The following is a 17442-nucleotide window of genomic DNA, read 5'->3' on the forward strand; positions in this document are numbered from 1 at the left end:
TTTCATCCCCATGTTGTCCCAAGCTGCGCGTTTTTCAGCCGTTGCTTTTGCCTCTGCTGCGATTGTTCTGACTGGTTGCTCCAGCCAAACAACAACTGGCAAGTCTGCCGACTCCAGTGATCCCAACAAGCTGATTGTTGCCCTAATCCCGGATGAAAATGCCGCAACGGTGATTCAGGACAACCAAGGGCTGAAGGATTACCTCAACCAGAAGCTCGGTAAGGAGATCGAACTGGTGGTCACCACCGATTACTCCTCCATGATCGAGGCGGCTCGCAACGATCGCCTCGACCTGGCCTATTTCGGACCGCTGTCCTACGTGCTGGCCAAGACCAAGAGCGAAATCGAACCGTTCGCCGCTCGGATCAAGGGGGGCACCAAGACCTACCAGTCATGCCTGATCGGCAACACCGAAGCCGGTGTGACCGACTTTGAGGCGATCAAAGGCAAAACCTTTGCCTTTGGAGATCCAGCCTCAACCTCCAGCCGTCTGTTCCCGGAACTGACCCTCAAAGAAAATGGCCTCACCAAGGGTGAGGACTACGAGGGTGTGTTCCTCGGCGCCCATGACGCCGTGGCCCTGGCCGTTCAGAACGGCAACGCTCAGGCCGGTGGCGTGGCTTGCCCGATTTTCGAATCCCTGAAGGAGAAGGGCAAGATCGACGCCAACAAGGTGACCTTGATCGCCAAATCAGCGCCGATCCCGCAGTACCCCTGGACGATGCGCTCGTCGTTGAAGCCCGAGCTGAAGGAGACCATCAGCACCACCTTCATTGAACTGAACGACGACAGCGTCCTGAAGCCGTTCAAGGCCGATGGATTCGCCGTGATCACCGATCAGGACTACGACGGCATCCGCAAGGCGGGTGATCTGCTGGGCCTCGACCTCGGCAAGTTCGTCAACTGAACCCGTTCTTCTGTCCCGGTGGTTTCCACCATCGGGACCTTTTTGGTCTTCGGTTATGAGTGCTTCCGTTGATACCCATCGCGCCATTCTTCGGCGCCATGAGCTGCGATGGCGTCAGCAATTCCTGCGTGTGCTGGTGATTCTCACCGCGGTTGTTGGTTCCTTGGCCGTTGTTGGTCTGTTTGATCCGAATCGGATCGCCACTGGGGTGCCGGCGATTTTGAACTTGCTGCCAGAGATGTTTCCGCCGGATTTCGCTCGGTGGCCGTTCTGGATCAAGCCTTTGATCGACTCGATGGCGATGAGCATCGCAGGCACCTCCATCGCGGTGTTCTTCTCGCTCCTTCTTTGTTTCTTTGCCGCCCGAAACACCAGCCCCAGCTCGGCGCTTTACGTGATCGCCACGGCAGTGCTCAATGTGACCCGAGCCGTTCCCGAGTTGATCCTCGGCATGATTCTTGTGGCTGCTGTTGGCTTCGGAGCACTGCCCGGAACCCTGGCGCTTGGCCTTCACTCCGTGGGCATGCTCGGCAAGTTTTACGCCGAGGCGATCGAACTCTGCGATCAAGAGCCGATCGAAGCCGCCCGCTCATCGGGGGCATCTGAACTGCAGGTAATCGTTCACAGCATCCTTCCTCAGGTGTTTCCAGCCATGGCGGATGTCACCTTCTACCGCTGGGAATACAACTTCCGGGCTTCGATGGTGGTGGGCGCCGTTGGCGCCGGCGGCATCGGCTTGGAAATCATCAGTGCCCTGCGAATCATGGAGTACCAACAGGTCTCGGCCCTGCTGCTGGTGGTGCTTGTGGTGGTCACAGCACTCGATTCGATGAGCAATGCTCTGCGGCATTGGATGGTGCAATGACGACCCTCATGCGCCATCAACAGCGGCCCCATCTCGTGGTCACGAACTACGTGCAGGAGGAGGTGATCGACTTCCTCTCCGAATTCGCACGGGTCACCGCCAATCGCAGCCGGGAGCCCTGGAGCCGTCGCGCCCTGTTGGAAACAGCAGCGGACGCCGACGGCCTGCTGATGTTCATGCCGGATTGCGTCGATGCCGACTTTCTGGATCACTGCCCGCGGCTGCGCTCGATCGCCGGAGCCCTGCGTGGGTTCGACAACTTCGATCTCTCCGCCTGTGATGCCCGGGGCATTCGCTATCAATTCATCCCCAATTTGTTGGCGGCACCAACGGCAGAACTCACCGTTGCGATGCTGATCAGCCTGGCGCGATCCATCCAGGCAGGAGATGCCTTCATGCGCACAGGCCAGTTCCCTGGATGGCGGCCCAATTTCTACTCCAAGGGAGTGATCAACAGCACGGTTGGCATCGTGGGGATGGGGCAACTCGGCATTGAATTCGCCGAGCGCATGCGGGGCTTTGGCGCAACGCTGCTGTACTGCGATCCCGTTCGTCTTGATCGCCCATCCGAGCAACGTCTTGAACTGCAGCATGTGGAGTTCAACGACGTGATTGAACGCAGTGATCACCTGGTACTGATGGTGCCGCTCACGAACGACACGCTGCATCTGATCAATGCGGATGTGTTGGCCCGGTGCAAACCGGGGGCAGTGCTGGTGAATCCATGCCGCGGCTCGGTGGTGGATGAACAGGCTGTTGTGCGCGCGCTGCAATCAGGCCAGCTGGGGGGCTACGGAGCCGATGTTTTTGAGATGGAGGACTGGGCCCGAGAGGACCACCCCTCTTCCATTCCCCAGGGCTTGCTTGATCAGCGCGATCGCACGGTGCTCACCCCGCACATCGGGTCAGCCGTTCAATCGATCCGAGAAGACATCGCCATGACGGCGGCCCGCAATCTCAAGGCACTTGTTGAGTCCACCCTGATGCCGATCAGATGAGCAACACCACAACCACAACGCACTGGGATCCGAAGGATCTCCTGGAATTCCAAGGGCGTCATCAACAGGACGGCGTCGTGCATGTGCCCGGCTTGGTGGCAAGCGACGCCATGGCTGAGCTGCTGGCTTGGATTGACGACATCTCCAACGCATCGACATTGGGGCGCCACTACTTCGAAAGCACAGACCGTGGTCGGGTCAAAGCGCGAACCGAAGACTTCGCCAAGGATCACCCTCCCCTGCATCAGTTCCTGACCCAAGGGCGGGTGCACGATGTGCTCGAAGCCTTGTTTGGCGAGCCGCCGGTGCTGTTCAAGGAAAAGATCAACTACAAGCACCCCGGTGCCGCCGGGTACGCCCCCCATCAAGATGCCCCGGCCTATCCGTTTGGCTCGCTGCACATCACGATGCTGCTGGCCTTGGATTCAGCGGATAGAAGCAATGGCTGCTTGGAATTCGCCAAGGGGGCCCATCACAACGGGGTGATCGATATGAATGCCGATGGATGCCTCCCGATTGAGCGGGCAGCTCAACTCGAATGGACGCCGATGCCTGTGGCGGCTGGAGACGCGGTGTTCTTCAACTCCTTTGCACCGCACCGCAGCGGCACCAATCGCTCCGATCGTTCGCGCCGCGCGTTGTACGTCACCTACAACGCCAGCTCCGAAGGCGATTTGCGATCGGAGTACTACGACCACAAAAAGCAGGCGCTGGCGGAAGGGCGCGTCAGCTTGATCAACCACTTTCTCGGGGAGGACGTCTCATGACTGCTGCACTGGCCGACCACGCCATCGAATGGATGAAATCCATGCAAGCGGGGAGTCGCGAGGAGCGCGTTGACCTGCTCTTCGCCTATCTCAACACCCATGGGCAATCCAGCTACGACCCATCGGTGACGCAGCTGGAACATGCTCTGCAGACAGCGCATCTGGCCCACCAGGAGTCGCGGCAGCCCCACCTGGTGGTTTCATCACTGCTTCATGACATCGGTCATCTGATGATCGATGAACACGATGAGCAGAGGGATTTCCTCGATCAGGACTGCGCCCATGAGGCCGTCGCAGCCCGAGCACTCTCGGTATTCTTCCCCACGCAGGTTGTTGCCCCCGTACAGCGGCATGTCTCAGCCAAACGGCTGCTGTGCTCCCTCGATGAGACGTATTACGCGGGGCTATCGGATGCATCGAAACGCAGCTTTGCCGTGCAAGGCGGAGAGCTGAGCCGTTCAGAAGCAATGCGGCTTTTGGCCTTGGAGGGGATGGACGATGCCATGACCCTGCGGCGCTGGGACGACCGGGCCAAGGTTCATGGGGTTGAAGTGCCCGACTTGGATGCCTACAGACAGGTGGTCTTGAACCATCTCCTGTAGAGCAGGATTCAAGCGAGGTCAGCTCCCTGGGAGTTGCACACGATTGATCCCAGTTGCACAAAATTCCAGTGACAACTCAGGGACAAGCCCCTCAGACCTGTTCCGGCAACTGATTGCTAAGTGGCAGCAGCGGCCAGAAACCCCAGCGCTGATCAGCAGAATTATTGCCGTCTCCAGGCATGCATCTCATAAAACCAACCAAAGATTCTGTCGAGATGGATTCATCAAAGGCAAAAAGCCGTGAGTAAGGGGATGGTCCACAGCAAACCAAGCTGAATGTCTCAAACGCGGGCGGCTTCGCGAGTTTTTTCCAAACTAAAGAAAATAAATCTGGTTGGGCATTGGCCGCACCCCCTGTTCTGCTGAGTTTGGCGCCCCTGCTGGTGGGTCGTGCCCGTCGCGGTGTGGTGGGCAGTAGTCGTTACGCCAAAACGCTTCGGGAGTCCGTGCGCCAGGCCGCCGCGGATGGCCAGCGGCGAGCGGTCTTCATCCTCGGAGAACCGGGGCTGGAGAAGGACAACCTGGCGGCGCTGATCCACTTCGGATCCCCCCAGCGCAAGGAGTTAATGCTGCGCCTGGATGCGGCTCTGCTCAAGGCTGATGGCAGCGATCTGCTCGAGCCCCTGGATTCCTCGGATGGTCGCTCCCTACTTGAGCTCGTTGGTGACGGCTCACTCCTGATCGATCAGCTCGATCGTGCGCCTGAGGGCCTCAAACCGCTCCTCCTAGAACTACTGGAGGGGCAGCACGGCTTCCGAGGACGCCTGTTTTTCACCTCAGAGACGGTGTGCTCCGACATTGAGCGGCGCTGCAGCCTGATTCGGGTGCCGCCGATACGAGTGCGCCGGCAGGACCTCGGGGAGTGGTTGCGCTATGGGATCCGATTGCGCAGCCGCAAACTCGGCTGGCCCCAGGCCCCTGACGTATCCGAGGCGATAATCAAACGGCTCCAGGCCTACGACTTCCCGAACAACATCCGTGAGCTGGAGACCCTGGTTGACAGGGCCCTGCAGCAGATCCGGCGCCAGGAGGGCAGCACGGTTCCGATGCTGATTCCGGAGGACGTCTTTTGGACGTCGCCTCGCCAACAGCGCTATCGCTTCGATATCTGGCGTTGGAAGCCTCAACTGAGGGAGTGGATGCGAGCCCCATGGCTCTGGAACACTCTGCTCTTCGGCGTGGTCAGCTGGGTATTTGTTTTGGTGAATCTCTGGCTCTGGCTGGGGCCGCAGGACCGGGCCCACAACGGTGCCTTGAACCTCTTCTGGGCCTGGTGGTGGCCGTTGATCCTGCTGGGTTTTCCCCTGGTTGGCCGTCTGTGGTGCTCCTTCTGCCCCTTCATGGTCTGGGGCGAAATCAGCCAACAACTTGCGCGAATCCTGGGTTGGCGACCCGCTCGCTGGCCCCGCGGGGAAACTGACGGGTGGGCCTCCCCCCTGCTGGCGGCGGGCTTCGCCTTGATCCTGCTCTGGGAAGAGGTCTGGAATCTGCAGAACACAGCCTGGCTGAGCAGTTGCTTGCTGTTGTTGATCACCAGCGGGGCGGTGATCGGCTCGCTGCGCTTTGAGAAACGTTTTTGGTGCCGCTATCTCTGTCCCGTTGGCGGCATGAACGGGCTCTTTGCAAAGTTGTCCGTGTTGGAACTCCGCGCCCAGGTCGGCACCTGCAGCGGCAGTTGCAGCAGCTATGCCTGCTTCAAAGGCGGACCGGCCGATGGCGAAGGACTGGCGACAGCGGGTTGCCCGCTCGGCACCCATCCGGCCCACCTGCATGACAACCGCAACTGTGTTCTTTGTTTGACCTGTGCCCAGGCCTGCCCCCATCGCTCGGTTCAGCTCGCCATCAGACCCCCTGCCGCCGATATCCAGCGAGAGATGGAGCTACCCCGTGGAGAGCCCAGTCTGCTGCTGGTCCTGGCCGGCGACGTCTGTTTGCACCAGGCCCCGCGCATGCTGGCTTGGATTCCAGGTGCTCCAGCCAGCCTGGTGGAGGGTCCACTGCTGCCCCGATTGCTCATGGCGCTGCTGGCCCTCTCGATCCCCACACTGCTTTATGGCTCGGCCTGCTTGGTCTTTAACCGTCAACGTCTCCGCCGGACGCTGTATGGCCTCCTGCCCCTGATTTGGGCGCTGTTGTTGGCTAGGCACCTGCCCTTGGGCATGGGCGAAGCCGGTCAGCTTCTGCCCGTCAGCCTGTCGCCACTGAATGGGTCCTGGACTGAGTCCTTGCCGTCCTGGCAGGCGGACGCCCACGTGATCGCCTTTTGCCAGAGCCTGGCCGTTCTGCTCGGCTGGGGCTCCAGCGTGGTGCTGCTGCGGCGCCAGTTGGCGACCCATCGGACCTCCTGGCTTGGGGCCTCAGGTTTAACCGTTGCCCTGGCCGTGGCGGGACGCTGGCTTGTGGCGGCCTGAGCTCAATTCAGGCCGAATCGAACAGAGCGTATGCAAGAGCATGTTCAACACTGCGTCATCCAGTGGCCTACCGAAGCTCGTAAGCGGCCCTGCCAATGATCGGTCGGGTCTCCTCCTACACCTGCTGCGCAATCGCCAGAACTTCAGCCTTAGAGCGGATGTCCCGAAAGAGCCGTTCAGGGGAGCACATCGACAACATCACCTCACCCGAATCAGTCTGGGAGATGGCGATGCGACAGGGCATCAACACATCTGCTCCTTGATAAAAACGAGGGGTTGGGATGTAGCCATGGAGCAGGCAGTGTTGACGATCCGTCAGATCCAGGAGACCGCCCACAACAGCGACAATGCCGAACGGCCCAATTGGCCGATGCTGGTGATGCGCTCACCGAAGGGCTGCACCGGTCCAGCGGAGGTGGACGGCAAGAAGCTCGAAAACTTCTGGCGCTCCCACCAGGTGCCCATCACCGATGCGAAAACCAACCCGAAGCACCTGCAGCAGCTGGAGGCCTGGTTGAAGAGCTATCGGCCCTGGGAACTGTTTGACGAAACCGGAGCCATCCGCCCCGAGATCCGCTCCCTTTCTCCCAAGGGGGAGCGGCGCATGGGTTCAAATCCCCACACCAACGGCGGCGTGCTGCGACGCAATCTGGTGTTTCCTGATCTGACGAACTACGCCATGGCGGTGGAAACCGCCGGCACACGTGTCGACGCCAACACCACTCCGCTGGGCGAACTGATCCGCGAGATGAAGTGTTGTCTGCAAGCGCATGGGGAGAACACACAATCAGACAAAAGAGTGCTCAGCAATAACACCTAAGACTTCAATACCTCAGAGACAACGACAAATGGGAGTGGCGGAGATTTAAAAAAGCCGTGGAAGTAATCACAGCCATGACTTGCAAGAAAATCAATTTGCGAGTCGCCCTGAACGCATTCAGCAACAACTTTAAGACCCAACTCGCGGGCCATCAGAATCGTACCTTTCACTATCGCAGTATTCTCACGATTGACCGGAACAGCATCGACAAAAGCTCCGTCAATTGTGATATATTTAATTGGGAGGGTTTGAAGAACTGCAAGAGATGAATAGCCTGTACCAAAATCATCAATACATAGATCAACACCCAAATCAGCAAGCTCAGCAAAAAGCTCTTTAGCCTGAGCAAGATCAGTCAAGAGCGATGTTTCGGTAAGCTCTATAAGCTATCGAATGAAAACTCAAATACGAGTGCAATAAGCGGCTAAAAGCCAAATAGGCTCTGTGCTCAACTAAAGGGGAGAGAAGATCTAGAGAGCTGTTGAGATCTCTGGAGGTCTGATGCGTCTATTGTTCGTCAGAACTTCGTCAATATCGCATCCAATTGATTGACTATGATGCCGGCAAAAGCAGGTTCAAGTGGAAATCATGTGTTAATTATTGGCACCAATCAGATTCTGCACTATAAGATTATAGATGAATGTAAGCAAGACAACTATCTTGCGAATCGTAACAGAAACTATTGGCTTTTGAACTTAAAGGCCGGTATAGACTGTACCCAGGGCATATAACGAAGCGAGAATACACCCGTTAGATGGCAGGATTCGTACTCCTTTGGCGGTGAATACTCTGCACGAAAAGGGGTCTCAGAACTTGATGCCTGAATGAATGCTTCACGTACGATACCCACGTCACAAGGCAACTGATTGAAATAAGCCTGAAGAGCCGGCTCAGGCAGATCCTTTACTCCAGCTCCATCTTGCCACCAGACATGCAAACCTATGTCTTGAAGACCTGAAAGCCATTTAGCATTGGCATTGGGCGAGAGATAACCAAGATTATATGCACTGATATGAAGTGGCTTGTTCAAGCGCTGGGACATAAGCTGCAGTTGATTCTGGGTAAGACGGCGCCGGCCAATCGTTGTAAATAGCCGATCTGATAATTCAGATGGGAAATACCAACCAACAACTTCAATTTCTCGTTCTTTTAACAAGGGAAGTAGTTTCGAATGGAGAGATAACGATCGGCGCTGCAAGCTTGTCCAGTATTCTTCAAATCGGTCTTCCCATCCAGCTTGCAAAATCGTTTGCGAAAAGGAAGGGTCTGCATACAGACCAACAATCAAATCCAACCCCTCTTGCTGAGCGATCAGCAGGCTGGTTAGTAGCCATTCTTCCTGATCAATGAGGAAATCACCAAACTGAGTCCATTGGATAACAATGGTGCGGTATTGATTGCGATAAGCCTCACGCCAGACATAAGACCAGTCACTACTACTTATCCTGCTATCACCTTTAAGTGGTTGATAAAAAAGTATCTCACTAGCTCTAGATACTGGAGCGAACAAGACAAACAGGAAGACATAGATAGCAAAAGTAATAAGTTTGCTTTTGTGTAAGCGGAGTTTCATAAGTTGAGGGTAAGACTCAGTAAGCCACCAGGAGTATTCTGATAAAGATCAGTTGACAGAGGTTGTTGGAATTCAACGCGTATAGTAAATCGGCGCCGATAGGCTCGGAGCTCATCCTCTTGCAACCAAAACTGCCAGCGCAAACCAACACCCACACGGATATCATATTTAGTGTTCTGAAAACCAATCTGAGACAGTAGATAAGGACTTATTGTTTGGGCTGGCTTGGAACTGAGTTTCCATGTTCTACCCTGAGAGTAGCGATAGAGACCAATCAACTGAGATTGCTCCATAAAATAAGCAGTATCAAAATAGAGCGATCTTTCATTCCAGACAGCCCGATCTTCCTTCCATTCACCATTCCAACGGCCTTGGTCAAAAATAGATCCATTAAATCGAAGTATTACATCATCAGACAGGAGATCCCCAACACGGCCCTGCCAATATTCGGCATAAAGATTAAGATTTAGATCCTTATAAGGCTTGTATCGGAAACCAAGACCACTGGATAATTGAGATTCGGATCGAGCAAGATCGTATATGCCGATTGATCTAACGTAAGTAAATAACTTTTGAAATTTAAGCGTGTGCTCATAACTTGAGGAAGCAGTAACGATTTGCTTAGATTCAGGAATAAGATCATCAATCAGTAAACCTTCAATTGATTGGCCATAGGGAGATGTTGTCAAATCAATGAGCCAGTTATTCCGTCTAGATAACAGCTCATAATTGCGCTTGAGTCCGTAGAGCCTTTGGCGTTGGGAAGCTAATCCCAAGTGCTCTGTTGAGCTCGCTGGATCCTGCTCAAGTTCAATTGCTCGTTTGTAATGCTTCAATGACAACTTGATTTCACTACGACGCTTAAATAATTTGGCAATCTCTGCCTCTAACACAGCATTGCCATCGCTGATCTGACTGGCACGTAACAGAGGGGTTAGCGCCTGATCCCTAATCTGGGAATCGGAGTCTTGGCTGAGAGTAAAACCATAATCACTTAGATAGCGGAAATTATTTGGGTCCAACTCATTGGCTCTCTTCAATAAGTCACGGGCCTCAATGAGATTGTCGAGATCTCGAGCGATTAACCCTGCCTGATAGAAATCTGATGCATCAGAACTTTCACTGGAGAGAAAAATACCAAAGCGCTCATATGCAGAGTCCAAATCGCCAGACGCGGCTGCAATTAATGCACCCAATCTCCACTCATCAACTCCAAGGTCAGTTATGCGTTTCCAATGTTCTTTCGCTTTCGCAAGTTGGTTGAGCTCAAGAGAAACCTGCGCCATTCCTGCTTGTACTTCTGATTGATCCTGCTCAATGAACGGTAAATTTTCCCAGATTTCATAGGCTCGTCTTGGCTCACCGGCAGAGGCAAGACTAAATGCGAGCATGTTTTGGGCATCATGGCGTCCCAAAACGATTGCTTGCTCAAAGTAGGCCGATGCCTCGCCTGGTCTGGCACGTATTGAGCACAACCCATAGGCATACCATTCTCCAGCAGAAGCAATCTCTGCAGATCGCGAATTAAACTCAGGTAGGAGGTTACATTCACCACGGCTAGCGAGTAATTCAAAAAGAACGCCCCGTTCATTGGGAGGCAAAAGCGGGGCAAGTGAAGTTAAGACTATCGCTTCTGGAGGCTCTACTTGAGAATAAAGATTGATTAGACGTTTTGCTAGTTTAGATGGGATTAAAGAACCAACTGAATGGTTTAGAAGCAATTCCGTTTCAAGTAACTCTAATGCTTCCTTTAAGCGACCAGCTTCAATCAGTCGATAGCTAAGTTCATCAAGAGTAGGAGGCGGTAAATCTGGTGGATTTAATGTGTCCCTTGCCAAGGTCAAGCGTTCCAGGAGCACAGGCAACATCTCTGAGCCACGTTCCTCAAGGGTTGTTAACTCCTCAACGACAGCTTTCCAATCTTGGGCCAATTCAGCAAGACCACTGCGATAAGCAACATCACCACCCCGGTCGCGTAGCCAGAGCCAAGCCACTTCAGGGCCTCTCAAAAGGCGTAATTGTTCAGCACGGGCTTGAATGAGTGTTGTGGCATGGTCTCCAGAGTGATCTTGCGTGAGCCATTGTTCGACTCTGCTTTCAGGCACAGATTTCGAATCATTTAGCCAACTCAGCTGAATCTGTTGATAAAGGGGCTCATGACTATTTGGGTGCAAAGCATCAAGGGCTTCGCCATACCGTTCTTGTGCTAGAAGCGCCTCAGCCAGTATCAGCTTTGCGTGGCGGGAGTCGGGTTGAATTCTTAGAACAAAACGAGCATCTCGTTCAGCGTCTGTATATCGCTGCTCACTTAATGCACGAGAGGCTTTGGATAAGTATGGATAACTACTGAACCATTTCCAATCAAAGATCGGATCAGTAAAATCTAATGCTTTGGCAGGTTGAGCCGTACCAAAAACTATTTGAACAAAAATCAACACACTACATAGCTTGATCAAGCGATCAAAATGTGGCTTTAGTAAATAGATCACACTAACAACCCAACATCGATAGTCCAACTTGGCGATCCAATTGTTGCTCTACAATCAACGCATCAACAACTTCATCCTGAAGTATATTTAAATCGACTAAATGCTCCCCTAATTTCTTTTGCAAAGGCTCAAAACTAATCAGCGCTTGACTCAAAATTGCCTGGTTGATTAAACCCTTCTCAACAGCCAAATCACCAAGAAGGACTAAATGGCTGCAGAAGGAATCGAATACAATGATATCTGAATTGAATAATTCTACTAGTGAGTTTAAATTTGCAGATAATGCATCAGTTCTATCTGGACGAAATGCGTGAATAAGCCCTATCTGCACTCGGCCTTGTGGGACAATAACTTGTTTCGTCGGCATTTTTACTGATCTACTAATTACGCCGAGAGCAACATTGCTAATCGCACTCTCTCTAGCCAAAACCAAGACACCCGACTCAACACGTAGAGGCAAAACTGAATACTTAAATGCCAGCCTTTCACCTATAAAATTTGTCAAATTTGTGTCTATCTCGAACGGATTAATATCATCAAATTCAATATCTTGCTGCTCTGCCAAAGCTGCACTCAACTCCACTGTCGTTATCATGCCCATTTTTAGCAAGGTCCTTCCGATTCGCTGTCTACTGCTTTTTTCCAAACCCTGTTGGAGTTCTAGTTGTGTGATCACACCTTGATCTATCAATATTTGACCTAAAGGCCTTCTCCCTGTAGATGATGCAACGCTGGGAAATACATGGGTTGTTTTATCCCATGCAACCTTTCGAGCACTACCAATAGCCAAAACTTGCCGATAAGCCCTCCAATTGGCTCGGAAATTGATCCAATTAGCCCATACCATTCGAGGAATTGCAATAATGCCGGAAGATAATCCGTAGAAAATTGTTGTAAAGTAGACTCTCTGAACGACTCTATTTAAAAGCAGAAACCCATTCAAAAGAAGTAGGTAGGCGAGCAACTTGCTATTGCCTAAAACTGGTGGATAATCCCAAGTTTTGAAGTGGATAAAACCTATAATCCAGATAATGAGGAGCTGTATTAACAAAAAAATAGACAACAATCCGATCATATTGCTAATGCCACCCCTTCTATCACGCCATAAAAAATAGTTGATCAACCAATTGTTTGACCAAGGCAAAGTTACAGACCCTTGGAACACAATGCCTGTAATCCAGCGAGATTTTTGGCGAACCGATGTCGCAGCAGTATCTGGGAAGTTTTCTCGAACACATATCGAATGACTTACACGCTTCCGTACCCCAAATCGCTGTTCCTTTAATGGAGCCAGCACTGGGTCTCGTGGACTGTAATGAACAAATATTTCTCGCATGCCACGCTGACGAAGGCGAATCCCAATGTCATAATCCTCAGTCAGGCTTTGCGTGTCAAAGGCAATTCCTTCACCTTCATCTAACAGAAATGTCAATGCTTTACGGCTAAAACATGTACCAACTCCAGCACTCGGAACCAATCCTGCAAGCGCTTCACGAACAACAACCTCTTTTCCGTGCCATTCGGCGAATTCATCGGCATAGTGATTTGCTGTAAAATTCCACCAATTTCGATGAAGATATGGAAAAACAGGTACTTGCACAAGATCGTTTTCACCAACAAGTAGGTTGAATAAACGCAGTTCCAGTGGAGAAATTACATCTTCAGCATCATGCAAAATAAATCCCGAAAATTTGATTGAAGCAGCTTGTTCAAACTCCAATACAGCTGACAGAATATTATTAAGGCAGTCAGCCTTGCTTGTAGGCCCTGGCAATGCACAGATGACTTGATGCACATTGTCGAAAAGAAGGGCTGCTTCCCTAGCATCTGCTTGTGTTTCTGGATCATTAGGATATGTACCAATGAAAAATTGATAATTCTCATAATCAAGTTGTACTGCAGCAGTCTTAACCATCTGACCTATAACTCCTACCTCTCGCCATGCAGGAACCATAATTGCTAGGGGCTTTTCAGTTTTCGAATACAGAAGATCTTCATCCGCACGTCGATGACGGCTATATATGAACAATTTTTTCCATATCTTGCGAATCCAAAATAGTGAATCCACTATCAAATCTTCAAGACCAAGTACGAGCAATATCAAAGTCAAAACAAACGCAAAAAGACGCAAGCCATACAGATATAAAATCATCACGTCGGATGGCATTTACACACCCTCACTGATTCGATATCGAAGCGATCAATACTCATTTTTCTGTTAATGCTTAGCCATCTTGTTGGCTGTTGATTTATCGTTTGGATTGCATTTATCAGCAAAGCTCAAGGCAATTCTCAGCAAAGCTCAAGGAATTTCTCAGCAAAGCCCAAGTTTTAAGGTGAATATTGCTACTGTCGCGACAACAAGCCATTATCTTTACAAATGTTCATTAAAATATGAGTAGAACTTCAGACCAGCTATTGATCTGAGTTGCTGGAGTCACCTGCGCCAGGCCGTGCGCCCCTAAACCGGCGACAACGAGGCGATCCTGCCTCAACAATCCATGTCCACCTCCGCACCTCCCCAACGCCGCAATAGACGCGGCTTCTTCACCTCAGAACGATCGCTGCGTAAGCTTGGCAATTCGATTTGGAAGAAGCAAACCCTAACGGCAGAAGCGAGCGGGCAGCCCCCCTCAAGCCAACCAAAACCATGTAAACACGTTATAACAGAATCGTAATAACCTTACATGAGGATCTGGCTTTGACGCGCTAATCTCATACGACAGCTCTGCCCTTCTCCGACGTGGAACACCTAGCCGAATACTTCAAGGTGTTCTCAGAGCCCAACCGCCTGGCCGTTCTTGAGGCCCTGCGGGGAGGAAAACGCAATGTCACCGCGGTTGTGGACACCACGGGGCTGAGCCAAGCCCTGGTGTCGAAACATCTCAAGCTGCTCACGATCGCCGGGGTTGTGAGGCGATGCCCAGAAGGATCACTTGTTTTCTATGAAGTGATCGATCGCTCTGTTTATCGGCTCTTGGCTCAGGGAGACAAGTTGCTGAAGGAATCTCGCCGACAACAGCTGGATGCCCTGAGCGCTTCGCTCTGATGGTGGCCGCCCCCCCCCCCCCCACCACCGCTGAGGAACTCATGCGGCAGTTGAAGGAATGACAAACGTCCTTCCCCAACCTGAATTTCAATGGTGTGAATGGGCTGGAGCTCGACCTGCATGGTTGCGATTTACGCAATGGGAACTTCAAGGAGTCGCGATTCGGGCATGCAACATTTTCTGCAGCCAATCTCCAGGACTGTTCGTTCCAGCAAGCAATGCTATGGGGAGCAGATTTATCAGGCGCCTCAGCGCAATCATCGAAATGGCATGATTCCGACCTATCCAGTGCCAGGCTCCAAAAAGCCAACTTCAGCGGTGTTTTTTGCATCGATGCTGCCTTCGCGGTGTTCTTGCCGCCGGGAGCATTTGGCAGGGAGCGAGGTTGGTGGAAGCAGATTTCCGCTCAGGTCTCGATCAATTCACTGACCTCGGTGAAGCCAACTTGCACCAGGCAGACCTGAGCTTTGCTCAGCTCCAAGGCGCCAGTCTCAGGGGGGCAGATTTGAGTGAAAGCTGCCTGTATGGAGCTGACCTTAGCGAGAGCGATTTGCGAGGAGCAGATCTAAGGGGGTGCGACCTCAGCGGCACTCAGCTGAAAGGAGCTCTTCTCCCCGAGCATCTGAACCCTTAGGCAAGGTCCGCAATAAGGGCAAGCCCCCTGGGAGTTGCACAACATTGATCCCAGTTGCACAAAAAGCGAGGGACAACTCAGGGACAAGCCCCTCAGACCTCTTGCCACAACATATAGCTAAGTGGCAGCAGCGGCCAGAAACCCCAGTGCTGATCAGCAGGATTCACACCAGCTCCAGCCACCACACTCCCCATCAATGCAGTGATTCTGCAGAGGAATGGATCAGGCCAGGGTCAAACCACCCACTCCGGCGCAGAACAGCACCACCCGCCAGGCCGGTTGCCGCCAACTCACCAAGAGCACAAACGCCACCAACGCCAGGCTGAACTCAGCGCCTCCGCGGATACCTGCCTGCCAGACGGGTTGAAACAACGCCGCCAGCAGGATGCCCACCACCGATGCGTTGATGCCCAGCAGGGCTCGACGCATCGGAGCCAATCGGCCCAGATCACTCCAGAAGGCCAAGAGCCCACCAATCAACAAGAACGATGGAAAAAAGAGGGCCATGAGCGCCATCACAGAACCGGCGATGCCCTGAAGCCCTGGCTGCAGATCGAAGCCAAGAAAGGCCGCGAAACTGAACATCGGCCCCGGCACCGCCTGGACAGCGCCATACCCCGCCAGAAACTGCTGCAGGTCATGTAGTCACAATTCCAAATCTCGAGAAAGATGTCGTGATCTTACTGAGAAAAACAAGCAAAACCGCTAAGAGAGATATGAGGCAAAGCTCTAGGCTATATACAGTGGAAATCTGCAACTCGAGGATACAACCATATCAAAACAGTGACTAAAACATACTATTTATCTTGGGAAAAAGCAGCACGGTTGCGAAAAATCCTTCGAGAAACGAGGCACAGTCTATCTTGTGAGACAATTGAGTATAATCGTTTGACTTAGAATGCTTTGCGCAATCGAATGAAAAATAATCATGCTTGGCGCTTCTGGTTGTGGATCACAGCCTCCTTTTGCCTTGGGACTATCTCGTCACTTGTACTTATTGCGCTGGTATTCTTCGGTGTAGTTGATTTTAATCCCGAAAACAGGCTGGCCAAAAGAGTTAATATTCCAAGGGATGAACTCACTCAGCGACGGAAGCAGGAGATGGTTGAATTTCTAGAGCGCAAAAGAAGATGGACAGAAAAGCTGGTCGATCGAATGCATGACAGATACTTAGAAAATCCGAATTCGACGATGGATTTTTTGGTGATATCTGGAGGGGGTGAACATGGGGCTTTCGGAACGGGGTTTCTTGTTGGCTGGTCTAAAGTTACTGACAAGAACGGATCAATGCCTCTATTTGATGGCATAACTGGTGTTAGCGCAGGATCTCTCATAGCGCCTTTTGCGTACATTGGAACGAAGCAAAGCCTCGAAAAGATCAACCATTTTTTTCGAAATACAAGTCCCGATTTTGTTGTCTTAAGGAAGCCGATCTTTCTTGCTCCAAACAACATGAGCTTGGCGCGAGTACCAGGCCTAGAAAGAGCAGTCGGAGAAGCATATAACCAGTCAACTGCTCAGCAAATTGTCGACAAAACAAGTTCCGGTCGACTTCTGCTGATTCAGTCAACAAATCTAGACTTGGCATTTCCAGCTGTTTTTAATTTTGTTGCAGCAGCCAAGAAATCTGTAGCTGAAAATGATGCAAAACCAATGACAAATATTCTTCTTGCATCAACCGCCATCCCCGGGATGTTTCCGCCACGTGAGATGAACGGTTTTTTATATGTAGATGGAGGAGTTGAAGGTAATTTTTATTATGGAGGACATCCTTCAAAACCTGTAAATACCTTCGGCGGAATTTGGAAAAGAAAGCATCCTGGCATCCCAATTCCGAAGACCCGTTATTGGGTGATCATCAACGGTAATCTCAGGGAGTCGCCGAAAACCAGTGAAACTGGATGGGCCAGTATTGCGTATAGAAGTCTAGAAGTTTCTGAGGGTTCAGGACAAGTTGTTTCGCTCAGAGAGCTCTTCTCAATTGCAGAGTTAACCAAACTTCGTGGTCTTGGCGAAGTTGAAGTTCGTTGGATCGCTATCAACGAGCCTCTCAAACGTGGTGTTTTCCCAAAAATATTTAACAACAATGAGATGAGACGATTGTCCAATCTGGGTGAAAGTCTGGGACGCGATCCTAATTCCTGGAATTTAGCCTCACCTTGACCTTTTCAAATCATCCTGAATGTAAGAATAAAAATGGGCGGGCAACTTCGAACTTAATCAACTGTACATAAAAACTCCTCTCACAAACTTCAAGATTACATTGGGTAGATTGACTTAAGGATAAAGAAAGCAGCGATTGCTGATTTTTCACTAATTTATGAAGA

The 17442-nt window shown here is 51.7% G+C and carries 16 protein-coding genes and 1 pseudogene; 11 read left to right on the forward strand and 6 right to left on the reverse strand.

The annotated features are described in order from the left end of the window. Positions 1 to 10 precede the first annotated feature (10 nt). The 6 genes from phnD to KR52_RS10270 all read left to right on the forward strand — a co-directional run bounded on the left by phnD (position 11) and on the right by KR52_RS10270 (position 6550). Positions 11 to 907, forward strand: coding sequence for a phosphate/phosphite/phosphonate ABC transporter substrate-binding protein (phnD, locus tag KR52_RS10245; protein WP_038555508.1), 897 nt, complete (start codon positions 11 to 13; stop codon positions 905 to 907). 55 nt (positions 908 to 962) lie between these two features. Next, the gene (gene phnE / locus KR52_RS10250) at positions 963 to 1772 is read left to right on the forward strand and encodes a phosphonate ABC transporter, permease protein PhnE (RefSeq protein ID WP_038555510.1); all 810 of its coding nucleotides are present in this window, start codon (positions 963 to 965) and stop codon (positions 1770 to 1772) included. After that, positions 1769 to 2770 (forward strand): phosphonate dehydrogenase, encoded by a 1002-nt coding sequence (locus KR52_RS10255; protein ID WP_084221983.1) that lies wholly within the window; start codon positions 1769 to 1771, stop codon positions 2768 to 2770. Before phnE ends, KR52_RS10255 begins: the two co-directional genes overlap by 4 nt. Beyond that, positions 2767 to 3537: a phytanoyl-CoA dioxygenase family protein gene (locus tag KR52_RS10260; protein WP_038555513.1), complete on the forward strand. Its 771-nt coding sequence runs from the start codon at positions 2767 to 2769 to the stop codon at positions 3535 to 3537. The genes KR52_RS10255 and KR52_RS10260 overlap by 4 nt, the downstream gene beginning before the upstream one ends. Then, a complete protein-coding gene (locus KR52_RS10265; protein WP_038555515.1) occupies positions 3534 to 4139 on the forward strand; it encodes a hypothetical protein in 606 nt (201 codons plus the stop codon). Before KR52_RS10260 ends, KR52_RS10265 begins: the two co-directional genes overlap by 4 nt. A 341-nt stretch (positions 4140 to 4480) precedes the next feature. Further along, the gene (locus tag KR52_RS10270) at positions 4481 to 6550 is read left to right on the forward strand and encodes a 4Fe-4S binding protein (RefSeq protein ID WP_038555518.1); all 2070 of its coding nucleotides are present in this window, start codon (positions 4481 to 4483) and stop codon (positions 6548 to 6550) included. A gap of 115 nt (positions 6551 to 6665) precedes the next feature. On the opposite strand, the gene KR52_RS15280 is transcribed toward KR52_RS10270, so the two are convergent. Then, the gene (locus KR52_RS15280; protein WP_256382161.1) at positions 6666 to 6794 is read right to left on the reverse strand and encodes a hypothetical protein; all 129 of its coding nucleotides are present in this window, start codon (positions 6792 to 6794) and stop codon (positions 6666 to 6668) included. 45 nt (positions 6795 to 6839) lie between these two features. Here KR52_RS15280 and KR52_RS15160 point away from each other — a divergent pair, with 45 nt between their 5' ends. After that, positions 6840 to 7370, forward strand: coding sequence for a hypothetical protein (locus tag KR52_RS15160; protein WP_038555521.1), 531 nt, complete (start codon positions 6840 to 6842; stop codon positions 7368 to 7370). Here KR52_RS15160 and KR52_RS10280 read toward each other — a convergent pair. The 4 genes from KR52_RS10280 to KR52_RS10295 form a co-directional block, all read right to left on the reverse strand. Then, positions 7367 to 7753 carry an EAL domain-containing protein gene (locus KR52_RS10280; protein ID WP_084221985.1) on the reverse strand — a complete coding sequence of 129 codons (387 nt, stop codon included), beginning with the start codon at positions 7751 to 7753 and terminating at the stop codon, positions 7367 to 7369. The genes KR52_RS15160 and KR52_RS10280 overlap by 4 nt on opposite strands. A 296-nt stretch (positions 7754 to 8049) precedes the next feature. Then, complete coding sequence (locus KR52_RS10285; RefSeq protein ID WP_051834331.1) at positions 8050 to 8943, reverse strand: DUF4434 domain-containing protein; 894 nt, start codon at positions 8941 to 8943, stop codon at positions 8050 to 8052. Continuing rightward, positions 8940 to 11381, reverse strand: a complete 2442-nt coding sequence (locus KR52_RS10290) for a hypothetical protein (RefSeq protein ID WP_156957706.1) — start codon at positions 11379 to 11381, stop codon at positions 8940 to 8942. The genes KR52_RS10285 and KR52_RS10290 overlap by 4 nt, the downstream gene beginning before the upstream one ends. A gap of 52 nt (positions 11382 to 11433) precedes the next feature. Further along, positions 11434 to 13599 (reverse strand): glycosyl transferase family protein, encoded by a 2166-nt coding sequence (locus KR52_RS10295; protein ID WP_038555528.1) that lies wholly within the window; start codon positions 13597 to 13599, stop codon positions 11434 to 11436. 576 nt (positions 13600 to 14175) lie between these two features. On the opposite strand from KR52_RS10295, the gene KR52_RS10300 reads away from it, so the two are divergent. The 3 genes from KR52_RS10300 (at position 14176) to KR52_RS15170 (ending at position 15115) form a co-directional block, all read left to right on the forward strand. Continuing rightward, positions 14176 to 14481, forward strand: a complete 306-nt coding sequence (locus tag KR52_RS10300) for a helix-turn-helix transcriptional regulator (RefSeq protein WP_038555531.1) — start codon at positions 14176 to 14178, stop codon at positions 14479 to 14481. Between the two features lie 95 nt (positions 14482 to 14576). Next, complete coding sequence (locus tag KR52_RS15165) at positions 14577 to 14945, forward strand: pentapeptide repeat-containing protein (protein ID WP_253912379.1); 369 nt, start codon at positions 14577 to 14579, stop codon at positions 14943 to 14945. Continuing rightward, positions 14870 to 15115: a pentapeptide repeat-containing protein gene (locus KR52_RS15170; RefSeq protein ID WP_253912380.1), complete on the forward strand. Its 246-nt coding sequence runs from the start codon at positions 14870 to 14872 to the stop codon at positions 15113 to 15115. Before KR52_RS15165 ends, KR52_RS15170 begins: the two co-directional genes overlap by 76 nt. A gap of 222 nt (positions 15116 to 15337) precedes the next feature. Here KR52_RS15170 and KR52_RS10310 read toward each other — a convergent pair. Further along, a pseudogene (locus KR52_RS10310) lies at positions 15338 to 15754 on the reverse strand (chromate transporter); the annotation flags it as partial. Positions 15755 to 16030: 276 nt separating this feature from the next. Here KR52_RS10310 and KR52_RS13760 point away from each other — a divergent pair. Next, positions 16031 to 17278, forward strand: coding sequence for a patatin-like phospholipase family protein (locus KR52_RS13760; protein ID WP_071840234.1), 1248 nt, complete (start codon positions 16031 to 16033; stop codon positions 17276 to 17278). Positions 17279 to 17442: the final 164 nt, after the last annotated feature.

This window comes from Synechococcus sp. KORDI-52, from assembly GCF_000737595.1.
GTDB lineage: Bacteria > Cyanobacteriota > Cyanobacteriia > PCC-6307 > Cyanobiaceae > Parasynechococcus.